This is a genomic window from Salinimicrobium soli (assembly GCF_048323655.1).
Taxonomy (GTDB): domain Bacteria; phylum Bacteroidota; class Bacteroidia; order Flavobacteriales; family Flavobacteriaceae; genus Salinimicrobium; species Salinimicrobium soli.
On sequence record NZ_JBLUWW010000003.1, the window covers coordinates 758,782 to 771,809 of the forward strand.

Below are 13,028 nucleotides of genomic sequence, written 5' to 3' on the forward strand. Positions count from 1 at the left end.
AACGATTTGCGAAATGTGGTCGTTAGGCTATAGAGAAATAATTGCTATGAAAATGAAAAAAGTGAGGCTCCGCCCCCTATTAAAGTGGGGCGCAGCTTCTTTTTTAGGGCTATTACTAATTTGCGGACTTTTTTACCTGAGTATCTATTGGGGATTCTGGGGAAAAATTCCACAGTCGGCCGAGTTACAGAATTTAAAACAAAGTGAGGCCACCGAAGTTTTTTCTTCGGAAGGAGAACTCATTGGAAAATATTACATTTTTGACCGGCAGCCGGTACTTTTCGAAGAACTGCCACAACATCTCATCGATGCTTTGATCGCTACCGAAGACGTTCGATTCCATGATCATGAGGGTATTGACAGCCGAAGCCTGCTTCGCGTATTCATTAAGACCATTCTTTTACAGGACCGTTCTTCGGGCGGGGGAAGTACCATTACCCTGCAGCTGGCAAAGAATCTTTACGGAAGGGATGATTACGGCCACCTGAGCATTGTAGTCAACAAACTGCGGGAATCAATTATTGCCCGTCGCCTGGAAGATATCTATTCAAAAGAAGAGATCCTGGGACTGTATTTCAACACTGTTCCTTTTAGTGATAACACCTACGGAATAGAGAGTGCCGCGAGGAAATTCTTTGATACCCCTGCTTCAGAACTTAACCTGGAACAGGCGGCAACGCTGGTGGGAACCTTAAAAGCTTCTCATTACTACAATCCCAGACTATACCCCGATCGTAGCCGGGAAAGACGGAATGTGGTTCTGCAACAAATGAAGAAGTACGGATACCTCACTCCACAAGATTTTGCAAAAGCCAAAAAACAGCCGCTGGAACTCGATTATCAGCTCTTCGGAAACAACAATGGCGTAGCGCCTTATTTCCGTTCACAGGTCAAGAAAGATGTCATGGCCGTGTTGGATACCCTGAAAAATTCCGAAGGAGAACCTTATAACATCTACCGCGACGGTCTGCAGGTCTTTACTACGCTGGATTATGATATGCAGCTGCTGGCCGAGCAGGCAGTAAAAGAACATATGAGCGAACTGCAGAAGCATTATGAACGTGCTTATGGAAACAGGGCTCCCTGGAAACAGCAGGGCTTTGTAAACAAAGTACTACAGGAAAGCGACGTTTATAAAAAACTGGCAGCCGCAGGCCTTAAAAAAGAGGAAATTCTGGATTCCCTAAACCGGAAAAAAGATATGGAGCTATTCGACTGGGAGGGAAATAAGATCACTTCTGCCAGCATAGCCGATAGCCTGCAGCATTATATGAAATTCCTGAACATTGGAATGATCAACCTGGAACCTTCTACGGGAGAAGTGAAGTCATGGGTTGGAGGTATCAATCATGAATATTTTCAATATGACCACGTTTCTCAAAGTCGGAGACAGATAGGATCTACCTTTAAACCTGTGGTGTATACCGCTGCGGTAGAAGCCGGAATTGATCCCTGCACCTATTTCTCGGTGCGCGAAGTTACCTATGACGGCGGCTGGACCCCAAAAAATTCAGGGCCAGAAGAAGATCCATACATGAACTATCCAATGATGACAGCGCTTAGTCATTCTATCAATACCATTGCTGTAAAAGTATTGTTTACGGTAGGATTGCAGAATGTGCTGGAACAGGCAGAAGAAATGGGATTCCCAAAGCTGCCGCCCTACCCTTCCATTGCGCTTGGTACTGCGGAAATGAGTGCGGCAGAACTGGCAGGTTCGTATGCCAGCTTCGCCAACAAAGGACACGCGGTTAAGCCATTTTACATCACCCGAATCAAAGACAAGTACGGAAATACTCTGGCTGAGTTTGAGCCTGAAGTAGCTGAAAAAGCTGCTTTTTCGAAAACGACTAACCAGGTGATGATCGAAATGATGAAGGCCACTGTTAATGATGGAACGGCAGCCAGGTTACGTCATAAATACGGATTATCCAATGACATAGCCGGTAAGACCGGAACCACACAGGATAATAAAGATGGCTGGTTTGTGGGGATCACTCCTAACCTGGTTTCCGTGACCTGGGCAGGTACCGATGATCACCGAATAGGTTTTCCTTCCACCGCTATTGGTCAGGGTGCCAATTCGGCTTTGCCGGCCTTTGCATTGCTAATGAAAAAGATGAATGCAGACCCTGCCTTTGAAGGAATTACAGCGGCACGTTTTGAAAACCCGTCACCTGAAGTGCAAATGATGCTAAACTGTGAGCCGGAGAAAAGAGACAACTTCTTTGAACGCTTGTTCACACGTGCCGATAAACCAAAGAAAAAGGAAGATCGAAAAGGCCTTTTTTCCAAGATCAAAGGCTTGTTTGGCAAAAACGGAAAGTAAGGCTAAACTAAAGCTTCCGTAAAGGAAGCTTCGTCACCCTCACCAGTGAAAAATGGTATTTTTTACTTGAATTCTGCCTGATTGATACTCAGTCGCAGCTTGCGCATATAATCTTCCTTGAGCCAGTCACGGTAGTTCTTGGTACTGTTGCTAATGCAATAGGAATATCTTCTTATTCTGTAAGCTATATCTTCCTGAAGTTCCTTTGCCAACAGGCGCGCATCAAACACGTCTTCACTGTTCTCCACACACATCCTGGTATGCTGCTCCAGCGAACGCTCCAGGACTGTTTTTGAACGCAGTCCTTTAGAGATGATATCATCGTATTCGGCTTCCACATCGAAACTTACATCTTCAGTCTTCTCAAACTTCATACGCAGTTCCTTCGGCATCTCATACCTGAAATTCTGTTCGATCTCCTCATCACTAACCAGGTTTTCCAGGAAGTAATCGGGCGATCTGAAGATCTGTTTCCAGTCTACGGGCGCACTCCAAAGCCCGAACCTAGCAGCATTATTACCAAGGTCAATAACGGTAAATTCGCTTTTTCCCGGTAGGACCCGTGAGCCACGACCTATCATCTGGTAATAGAGAGTTAGGGATTTTGTAGCTCTGTTTAGAATAATGGATTCGACGGTAGGTTCATCAAATCCGGTGGTCAGAATACTAACCGATGTAAGAATAGCATCCGGCTTCTTTTTGAACCATTTCAGGATATCCTTCCGGTCCTGTTTACTGGTGGTATTATCTAGGTGGCGAATGTCAAATCCGGCATTTCTGAAGGTCTCATATACTTCTATCGAGGTGTTGATCCCGTTATTGAAAATGAGGGTCTTCTTGCCCATTGATTTCTCCATATATGCATCCAGCAGCTTTTCCTGCATGGAAAAGTTGGAATAAAGTTCTTCGGAGGATTTCACGGTATAATCCCCATTGATCCCCACCTTCAGCGTTGATAACCCAACATCATAGCTGTAGGTGTTCGCCTTGGCTAAAAAGCCTTTTTCGATAAGGGAACTAATGGAATCTCCAACAATAAGTTCCCGGTAATTATCCTTCATCGGTAATTTGATGTTGGAGCTCAACGGCGTTGCAGTCACACCAAGAATAAAACACTTATTGAAGAACTTAAAGAGTTTCCTGAAAGAGTTGTAGTGGGCCTCATCAATAATGACCATTCCCAGGTTATCCAGCTCTACCTTATCATCATTCAGCCGGTTGTTAAGGGTTTCAACCATAGCTACAAAACACATATACTGGTCCTGGTCTGGCAGTTCCTTGATCTTGCTGTTGATGATCTTATTGCGCACTCCAAACCCGGTAAGCATTCTTGAGGTTTGTTTGCACAACTCGATTCGGTGTGTAAGGATGAGCACCTTTTTATTGGTACGTTGAATATATTCCCGCACGATCTGGGAGAAGATCACAGTTTTACCTCCACCTGTAGGCAGTTGGTAAAGTAGGTTATAGCGTTCCGGATGGGCTTCCAGAACCTCAAAGATCTTTTCTATGTCCTTTTGCTGATAATCATAAAGTTCTTTGTCAACTGTTTTCTCTTCAATTCCGAATGTATCCTGCGTCATGTGTTTTGTTTCAATTGCAATTTTGCAAAAATAGCTGATTTTAAAGGTATACTCAAATTTTTCCGCAGAAAAACTGAAAGAGTTTTCCTTCCTCTTTTACATCAGGACTTCTTTTTATCCTTTTCAAAAATCAGTATCTTTATAAATCCCCTTTTAAAATCTTCCCCCGTTAATGTAGTCATAATGCCAATTGAAGATGAGAAAGAATAATAAATGGGATATATATAAGAGGGCAATTAAGAATAATAAACTGCTGAAGGATCTATCACCCGAAAAACTTGATGATTTTTTAGATGAAGTGGAAGAAGAGATCTGGCCCCCCGATACCTGCAGCATTAATAAACCGGCTACTGTAAATTATTTTCACTTTATAGTTTCCGGAAGGCTCAAAGTCTATAAAGTGGATCCTGCCACCGGTAGGGAATTCACTCTTTTTCTGTTAAAGGAAGATGATGTCTTCGATGTGCTCTGTCTGCTCGACGGGCACCGGCATGATGTATTCTATGAAACCCTGGACCGGGTAGTGATGTTGGCTATTCCCATGGATAGAATGCGCCAGTACATTCAGCAAAATCCATTGATCAATGAGAACCTTCTGCCCTACCTAAGTGAACAGATGAGGATACTGGAAGAGTACGCTTCCAACATCACCCTGATCGATATTTCGACCCGGTTGGCCAAACTGATCCTGAACAATATTAACGCTGAATCTCATCAACTGGAGCTTATTAACGATCTTTCCAATGAGGAACTGGCCAATCTTATAGGTTCCACCCGTGCTGTTGTGAACCGTCACCTACAGGATTTTAAGACCGAAGGTATTCTAAACCTTGGCCGCGAAAAAGTAGAGATCAGGAACCTGGAGCTACTGCTCAATAAAGCGAAACACCGTACGTAACGGGCTCTCCTGTAGCACAATCTTTGTCTTTTGATACCTAGGTAGTTTTACTATTCACAAAGCGGTTGTAATTTAGAGTAGATTCTAAATTATATAGTTATGAAAAAGCTAATGGCAGGTCTGTTACTCATATGCTTTACAGGTGTGATGCAGGCACAAATTGAAGAGCTTAAGGAAGCGACCATTGATTATCGGCCTGTTTCCATGAAGCTGGACCCTGGAACCCAGTCTGTTACAATTGACATCCCCGAAGAATATGTGGGTGAGTTCCAAAGTAATCCTCTTGACTTTGCAAAAAGAAAGTTCAATGTAAATCAACTGATCCAGGAAAACAAAGGATCTGATTATACAGACTTTCAAGTTTTTTTCAATACCGATAAAGGATATATGGTTGCCAATTATGATGATGAAGGGGAATTAGTATCCACTTTCCAACGATTCAAAGATGCAGCTTTGCCAGACGACGCCAGAAAAGAGATCATGAAAAAGATCAAGGGTGCCCAGGTAATGGATGTAAGACATATTGTTATAAGTGATGGTTGGAATATTGACAAAGAGTACTACAAAGTTAAAATTAAAGATGGCGATAAAGTAAAAAGAGTACGTTTGAACAAAACAAATAGAGGGATAAGTCTCGCCGGATATTAGACCCTCAAAAACAGGAGATAAAAGAATAGCAGCTGAGGCAATCGCAGTAATAGTGCGGCTTCAGCTGCTATTCTATTTTAAAATTTAACAGGATCTGATACTTAAGTAGTATTCTTTTTTCGAAACCCGGAGTAATTTTATCTCTTAGAAATCCATTAAAATGTGTGCTATGAAAAATTTATTATTCGGATTGCTTCTGATGTGTTTTGTTGGCGTCGGACATTCCCAGATCGTGTTGGATGAGACCAGGTTGGAATATAAACCTGTCTCATTAAAAATGGACCCTGTGAATCATGAACTGGTGGTCAAGGTTAAAGAAAAGGCATATGGAGAATTTCAGAAAGATCCGCTTGCATTCGTGAAGAACCATTTCAATGTTCAACAGTTCATTAGAGATAACGAAAAACTAGGATATGATTCCTATGAGATTGTCTTTAAAAACAGAGCCGGACAACTTTTCACAACATTTGATAATAAGGGAGAACTGATCGGTTCAAGACAAAGATTTAAAAACGTCCCCATACCAGACGACACAAAATTAGCTATCCTTGAAAAGTACAGAGATGCAAAAATTTTGAGCAACAGGTATGCTGCTTATTCTAAATCCTGGAATATAGAAAAAGAGGTCTACAAAGTAAAATTACAGGATGGTGACAAAGTAAGAAGACTAAAAATTCAGAGAGACGCACAGGGTATAACCCTGGCAGGTTTATAAATCACGCTTGGGTCAACAAAAGCCGGTCTAATAAACCGGCCTTTTTATTGGTCAAAGAGATCTGAGGAAAGGTAGCGGTCTCCACGGTCACAGATGATGCTCACTACAATTCCGCTCTTCAATTCGTTACATAGTCGCACCGCAGCTGCAGTGGCACCCCCGCTGCTCATTCCGGCAAAGATGCCTTCTTCTTCAGCCAGGCGTATAGTCATTTTGCGTGCTTCAGCCTCACTAACCTCCATAATTTCATCTACCTTATTCCTGTCAAAGATTGCAGGTAAATACTCCTGCGGCCATTTCCGGATACCGGGTATACTTGCTCCATCCTTAGGCTGCACCCCCACTATCTGAATATTTTTATTTTTTTCCTTGAGGAAAGTAGAGGTGCCCATGATGGTGCCTGTTGTACCCATCGAAGAAACAAAATGCGTCACCTTTTGATCAGTATCCCGCCAGATCTCCGGTCCCGTGCTGTGGTAATGCGCTTTCCAGTTATCATCGTTCCCAAACTGGTTCAGCATAAAGTATCTCCCCTTCTCTACCTGTTCTTCAGCATAATCCCGTGATCCCTCAATTCCCCTGTCAGCTCCTGTAAGGATCACTTTAGCACCATAAGCCCGCATGGTCTTTACCCGCTCTACAGTAGAATTTTCGGGCATGACAAGCTCGATATCCAGATCTAACAGCCGGGCTACCATCGCCAGAGCTATTCCCGTATTTCCACTGGTAGCTTCAATAAGCTTTGTCTCTTTACTGATCTCCCCCCTTTCCAAGGCTTTCCTGATCATATTATAGGCCGGACGATCTTTAACGCTCCCTCCCGGATTCTGACCCTCCAGTTTAAATAATAATTTAACGTTAGGATTTTTCACAAGGTTTTGGGCCTCTACCAGCGGAGTGTTCCCTATAAGATCCAGTACAGTTTGGCTCATTGCTGTCGGTTTTTGATTTTTATCTGTGGGCTGTGAGTGACGAAAGAATTTGGGGCTACCGAAGTGGTAAGCCAGGTATTACCGCCAATGATACTATCAGCACCAATAATTGTCTGTCCTCCAAGAATAGTTGCATTTGCATAGATGGTCACATTATCTTCAATGGTAGGATGCCTTTTCTGGTTCCTTAAATCCCGCTCAACGTACAATGCACCTAAGGTCACACCCTGGTAAAGTTTCACGTTGTTCTTTATCACTGCAGTTTCCCCAATTACTACTCCAGTCGCATGGTCTATAAAAAACGATTCTCCTATTTGGGCGCCGGGATTGATATCTGTACCCGTTAATTTATGGGCCCACTCTGTCATTAGCCTGGGCAATAAAGGCAGGTTCATTTTATAGAATTCATGGCTCAACCGATAAACGGCTATGGCAAAGAATCCGGGGTATGAAAGATATACTTCTTCTACAGAGTTGGCGGCAGGGTCATTATTAGCAATAGCCGTAGCGTCCTTGTTCAGTAATTCCAAAATGCCCGGCAATTTACTGCAATAAGCTTCCCACACCTCCTTACAGGATTTTTCCGGCTTCCAGCACACAAGTTCAGCCAACTCCTCAAAATCAAATGCGAGTTTCTCGAGATTCTCCTTTACCGGGGTATCTTCATCAAACAGGGTATAAAAAAGGCTTTTTGTAAAGGCTTCTGCACGTTCCTTGATCCTCAATTTAAGATGAGGAAGACGTTTCTGAGCATTTATTTGTTCAATGATCTTCTCGTGTTGCATCGTGCAAAAAATTTAAGCTTTAAAGGTACGCTTATTCTATAAAGAAAAAGAATTCGGTCTTGGTTGTACAAACTTTAACTACTAAAGAAGAGTTAAAATGACAGGCCTCTAAATCATTAAACATCAATGTATTGTAAATTTATTTTATTAATCAAAAAACTTAATTGCCATGGCACAACAAGATCCAAAAAAACAACAGCAACAGCAAAAAAAGGAAGCTGAACCTAGAAAAGGTGCACAAAAATCTGAACCAAGAAAACAACAATCCGGTAAACACGAAAAGAAATAGTTTCCGGCATACAATTTACATTTGAGTTTGTTTTTAGGCCACCTCACAAGGGTGGCTTTATACTTTCGTAGATTTCTGTAACTCTTTGATGTTCAGTGACCATTCATGTAGCCACTTCAACTGTTCATTCACCAGCTGCACCTCCTGTAGTTGTGAACGCAGCTCCTCACTTATTGCTTCTTTTCCTTCCGCTTTTTCATTCATTCTTTGATCCACCAAAGCCTGGTAGAGCTCCCTGTAGTAATTGTCGGCAGCTTCCAGATCCTGCTGCTGAACTTCAATACTATTTTGGGTTTGCTTCAGATTTTCCTGTATGGCCCGCATATAGGTCAGGAAATGTGAAGAAGCTTTGGTAGTGGCCTGGGAGCGAATAAAGGTGCCCAGGGATGCCGCCGAATTGAGGAACTCCTGGTTGAGGGACACCATACGAAAGGTTTCAGAAAGCTCCTCACCTGATTTTGGTTCCTGCGCCATTCTTTGAAAAGCGGCGTTGAGATCACCAATGGCCAAAAATGCCTTTTTTCGGGCCAATCGGTAAGCCGATGCAGAGGTTGATCTATCAACATAATAGGATTCGATCTCCTTCAAAAAAGCGACATTCGCTTTTATACTATCCTGTATGTAATTATGTATGGTGTGATATTCCCAGGTAGGCCAAAGAAATTTATTACCCAAAAAGGCCAGAACCGCCCCCACTAAGGTATCAAGCATCCGGAACTTTATCACGTCCAGCACATCTGGCCGTAAAAGGCTATAGACAAAGACCACATTTAAAGTAATAAAAGCCGCTGCAGTCTTGTAGTTCTTCTGGATCATTGAAAAAGCCAGTACCAACGTAATAATGGCAAAAATCCCATAGACCGTTTTGTTCTGCACCAGCAATACAATGGTCACAGCAATGGCGCCTCCAATAAGAGTACCGTATAGTCGTTGTTTATAACGATCACGAGTAAGCGCATAACCCGGTCTCATGATCACCAGCGTAGTAAGGAGGATCCAGTAAGAGTTCTGAAATTCAAAAATGCGTCCAATGAAAAATCCTACTACCAGGACCACGGTGAGGCGAAGGGAATGCCGAAAAATGGGAGATTTAATATCCAGGTTGTCCTGAAAGGTCTTTAGATCATAGTCCTGCGTACTAAGGAATTTTACTGCTTCCTGCGGATTTAATTTGAAGTCTTTCTTATCCACATACTCGTGAAGCAACCTCCGTATAGAATTTATCTTTTGATTTTGACGGTCTTTAAAAACCAGCAAATTCCTGTAGACCAAGAGGGTTTCCCTTTCTTTTGGAAGATCTGCCTCCTTTTCAAAATCTGAAAAGTTTTTCCACACTTTTTGTCGGTGAGCAGCCAGTTTCTCTAAGGTGAGGTCGTTCTTCTCCTGTTTCCATATCCGGCCGATCTTGCGCAACTCTTCGGCCATTAAAGAATTCCATTCCACCACAAGCTCCAGCCGCTCTTTATGATTCTTGAAAAGTTGCTGCATTTTGTCATTTTTGACAGGGTTGGCCATTCCGAGTTCCAGAATGTCCACAAGGTCCATGAAGATGAGCAATTTTCTTCTTACCACTCCAGATCTTCCGAAGTTTCTCCTTCCGGAGATCAACAGTTCCCTGAGGGTTTCATGTTTCTCATTGAGCAGCGTTTGCAGGCTTACCAGCTCCTTCTGAATTTCATCAGCTTCGGAAGGCGGACTTTTAAAAAACCTGTTTCGTACTTCCAGATAATCGGCTGTAAGGTCAAATGCTTCAGAAAGTAATTGGTCAGTTTCTCTTTTTCGGTTGAGATAGTGCAATAAGGCAGTCAATCCAAGATACCACAATCCACCTGCACCAATCAGTAAAGCCCGTTCCAGCACTGAGTTTTCCGCAGTGACATTGGCAAGGCTGAGAACCACGGCAAAAAGGCCCGAAAATGAGATCAGCGACGCCCGGAACCCATAAACCGATATCATTGAAAAACTGAACATGAGGATGATAAGAACAGGCACAAAGAAAAAGCTGTTAACGGCCGCATAACCGGCCAGCAAGCTCCCAACTACGGCAATAAGTACCGAAAAGGAGACGCCAATTACCCTGCGCCTGATGCTTCCCGGCACATCGCTGGGAGAGGATAAAAGTACTCCCACTGCCATGGGTATACCTATTGAAAGCCGGTCGAAATAACCTGTGACCAGAAGCGGTAGAACAGCGGCCAGGGCGAACCGGAAACCTTTGGAATAATCGGCTGCCTTTAAAAGGCTAAAAAATGAAGAGATCTCTTTCCGCAGGTTCAATAGTGAAAGTTTTGATAATGCAAAGCTACAGGTTTTGGGTGGATGCAGGAGCCGGAAAGGCCATTTTAGACAGGTACATAGATTTAACCTTTAATTAGTAAAACCGCTTTGGTTAGGGCATGAGAGGATTGTAATTTTAGAAAAACGGAGGAAAAATGTCACTTTTGACGCCTCTTTCTTCTGAGATATAAATTAAAAAACAATTCTATGAAAATTCTAATGGTCCTTACTTCTCACAGCGAATTGGGAGAAACCGGAAAAAAAACAGGTTTTTGGATAGAGGAATTCGCAGCACCTTATTACGTATTTGCCGATGCGGGTGCTGATGTCACTATTGCCTCACCGAAAGGAAAAGAACCCCCGATAGATCCCTCCAGTGAATCTGAAGATGCACAGACCGGCGCTACCCGCAGGTTCTATTCTGACCGCGATCTTCAGGAAAAACTTAAGAAAACGATCAAATTGGAAGACATAGATTCTGAAGATTACGATGCCGTTTTTTATCCCGGTGGCCATGGCCCTCTCTGGGACCTTGCCAATGACCTTAAATCCATCTCGCTTATTGAGGAATTCAACGCGCAGATGAAACCTATGGCTTTTGTATGTCATGCTCCAGGAGTACTCGCTAATGTGGAAGATCATAAAGAACCGCTGGTGCGCGGAAAGAATGTTACCGGCTTTGCTAATAGCGAAGAAGAGGCTGTGGGACTCACCAATGTGGTCCCGTTCCTGGTGGAAGACAAAATGAACCAATTGGGCGCCAACTACAGTAAAGGCGATGACTGGAGCTCGTATGTAATGGTAGACGGTAAACTTGTCACCGGTCAAAATCCGGCCTCTTCTGAAAAAGCCGCCCGTGAACTCCTGCGTTTATTAGGAAAAGAATAGCTGTTTATGACAAGAACAGAAAGGACGGTCGAAGCGGTAATAAAAGAGCACGAAGCTCTGGGCCGGTACGTGGATGTCAACGGCATTAGAACCTTTGCTCTTAGTCAGGGCCGTGGGGAGACGGTATTGTGCGTTCACGGGGTCCCTACCTCTTCTTTTCTATACCGTAAGGTGATACATTCCCTATCCAAAAAAGGATATAAAGGAGTGTGTATCGATCTGCCAGGATTTGGTCTTACTGAAAGGCCTGAAGACTTTGAATATACTTTTTCAAATTTTGCCGACTTTTTGTACGACGCTGCCCGACGATTAAAACTGAAGAAATTTCACCTTGTGGTCCATGACATTGGAGGACCAATTGGCTTTGCCTTTGCTGCCAGACATATGAACCGCATCATGTCTCTTACAATCCTCAATACCTGGATAGATGTGGTGAATTTCAAAAAACCTGCTGTAATGCGGCCTTTTGAAAAAAGGATCCTGGGAGAGACTGAGCTAAAAATGATCTCCCACGTCACCTGGCCGGTCATGTTCAAAAAAATGGCGGTAGAGAATTCCTCCCGGATTCCCATGGCAGAAGTGAATGCCTATGTTGATCTGCTAAAAAGAGTCGATCACGGAAAGGCTTTTTTGAAGACTATGAGGAGTTTTGACAGCACCAAAAGCTTTCGCGACCTCTGTTACAAAGCGGTACAGAATGTACCTTATCCCGTGCAGGCAATTTGGGGAGATAAAGATCCCGGGCTTCCCTATGAGACCTATGGAGAAGAAATTAAAAGAGTGGCTGGTTTAAAAGAGGTTCAGAGACTGCCCTCCAGGCATTTTTTACAGGAGGAGGCCTGGCTTTCTATTGCAGACCAGGTAGTGGAACTCGCAAAGAGTTCTCATTTAAAACCCATAAAAAAGGAGGCTTAAGGCCTCCTTTTTCTATTTCCTTCATATTAATTCTTAGGCGGTTTGGTAGGCCTTATTTCGATCTTACTCGGTAATGCCCTGTGGTTCATTTTTAAAAGGTCTACCACCAGCTCTCCAATATCTTCTATTTGTATCTTCCAGGAATCTGCTTCAGAAGGAGTATGATCATTGAAATGAGTGGCCACAGATCCCGGCATAATCGTGGTGACCTTAATATCGTGGTCACGTAGATCGAGCATTACTGCCTGGGTGAAACCTGTAACTCCAAACTTACTGGCATTATATGCTGCACCTCCCGCGAAGAAGTTAGTACCGGCGAGGCTGGAGATGGTAAAAATATATCCTTTGGTTTTTTTCAGGTGAGGTACAGAAGCCTTTATGGAATAAAATACCCCGGTGAGATTGGTATCAATGGTCTGCTGCCACTGCTCTGCTGTTAATTCTTCTACAGAACCAAAATGACCGACTCCGGCGTTGGCTACCATAACATCTACCTGTCCCCATTTGTTGGCCACTTCTTCCAGAGCCTTTTCCTGGCTCTTGAGGTCTCTTACATCTGCCTCGATCCCAATTACCTCACCTTTTCCTTTTTCAGAAAGTTCCCGGGCGGCCTTTTCAGCTTCATTTTTATGCCTGCTGGTAATGGCCACCTTCACTCCCATTTCTGAAAGGGCTGCAGCCACTCCGTAGCCAATTCCTTTACTGCCTCCGGTAACGAAGGCTACTTTATTTTCAAGTGAATTCATCGTAATTATTTTTAGTGAGACTA

At 43.3% G+C, this 13,028-nt stretch carries 11 protein-coding genes; 6 read left to right on the forward strand and 5 right to left on the reverse strand.

Annotated features, from left to right (window positions below; genetic code table 11):
• Positions 1-46 precede the first annotated feature (46 nt).
• Complete coding sequence (locus tag ACNORC_RS12890; RefSeq protein WP_418336062.1) at positions 47-2,329, forward strand: transglycosylase domain-containing protein; 2,283 nt, start codon at positions 47-49, stop codon at positions 2,327-2,329.
• Positions 2,330-2,391: 62 nt separating this feature from the next.
• On the opposite strand, the gene ACNORC_RS12895 is transcribed toward ACNORC_RS12890, so the two are convergent.
• On the reverse strand, positions 2,392-3,912 hold the full coding sequence (locus ACNORC_RS12895; RefSeq protein WP_418336063.1) for a DEAD/DEAH box helicase: 1,521 nt from the start codon (positions 3,910-3,912) through the stop codon (positions 2,392-2,394).
• A 196-nt stretch (positions 3,913-4,108) separates the two neighbouring features.
• Between ACNORC_RS12895 and ACNORC_RS12900 the strand changes: the two genes are divergently transcribed.
• The 3 genes from ACNORC_RS12900 (at position 4,109) to ACNORC_RS12910 (ending at position 6,173) form a co-directional block, all read left to right on the forward strand.
• Entirely contained in the window at positions 4,109-4,810 is a 702-nt protein-coding gene (locus ACNORC_RS12900) for a Crp/Fnr family transcriptional regulator (RefSeq protein WP_418336064.1), read from the forward strand.
• 99 nt (positions 4,811-4,909) lie between these two features.
• Positions 4,910-5,458, forward strand: coding sequence for a hypothetical protein (locus ACNORC_RS12905; RefSeq protein ID WP_418336065.1), 549 nt, complete (start codon positions 4,910-4,912; stop codon positions 5,456-5,458).
• Between the two features lie 169 nt (positions 5,459-5,627).
• Positions 5,628-6,173: a hypothetical protein gene (locus ACNORC_RS12910; protein WP_418336066.1), complete on the forward strand. Its 546-nt coding sequence runs from the start codon at positions 5,628-5,630 to the stop codon at positions 6,171-6,173.
• Between the two features lie 44 nt (positions 6,174-6,217).
• Here ACNORC_RS12910 and cysM read toward each other — a convergent pair whose 3' ends face one another.
• The 3 genes from cysM to ACNORC_RS12925 form a co-directional block, all read right to left on the reverse strand.
• The gene (gene cysM, locus ACNORC_RS12915) at positions 6,218-7,105 is read right to left on the reverse strand and encodes a cysteine synthase CysM (protein ID WP_418336067.1); all 888 of its coding nucleotides are present in this window, start codon (positions 7,103-7,105) and stop codon (positions 6,218-6,220) included.
• A complete protein-coding gene (gene epsC / locus ACNORC_RS12920) occupies positions 7,102-7,890 on the reverse strand; it encodes a serine O-acetyltransferase EpsC (RefSeq protein ID WP_418336068.1) in 789 nt (262 codons plus the stop codon). Before epsC ends, cysM begins: the two co-directional genes overlap by 4 nt.
• A gap of 346 nt (positions 7,891-8,236) precedes the next feature.
• A complete protein-coding gene (locus ACNORC_RS12925; RefSeq protein ID WP_418336069.1) occupies positions 8,237-10,456 on the reverse strand; it encodes an FUSC family membrane protein in 2,220 nt (739 codons plus the stop codon).
• A 207-nt stretch (positions 10,457-10,663) separates the two neighbouring features.
• Here ACNORC_RS12925 and ACNORC_RS12930 point away from each other — a divergent pair, with 207 nt between their 5' ends.
• Positions 10,664-11,344: a type 1 glutamine amidotransferase domain-containing protein gene (locus ACNORC_RS12930; protein WP_418336070.1), complete on the forward strand. Its 681-nt coding sequence runs from the start codon at positions 10,664-10,666 to the stop codon at positions 11,342-11,344.
• 6 nt (positions 11,345-11,350) lie between these two features.
• Complete coding sequence (locus ACNORC_RS12935; protein ID WP_418336071.1) at positions 11,351-12,259, forward strand: alpha/beta fold hydrolase; 909 nt, start codon at positions 11,351-11,353, stop codon at positions 12,257-12,259.
• Positions 12,260-12,285: 26 nt separating this feature from the next.
• On the opposite strand, the gene ACNORC_RS12940 is transcribed toward ACNORC_RS12935, so the two are convergent.
• Entirely contained in the window at positions 12,286-13,005 is a 720-nt protein-coding gene (locus ACNORC_RS12940) for an SDR family oxidoreductase (protein ID WP_418336072.1), read from the reverse strand.
• Between the last annotated feature and the right edge of the window lie 23 nt (positions 13,006-13,028).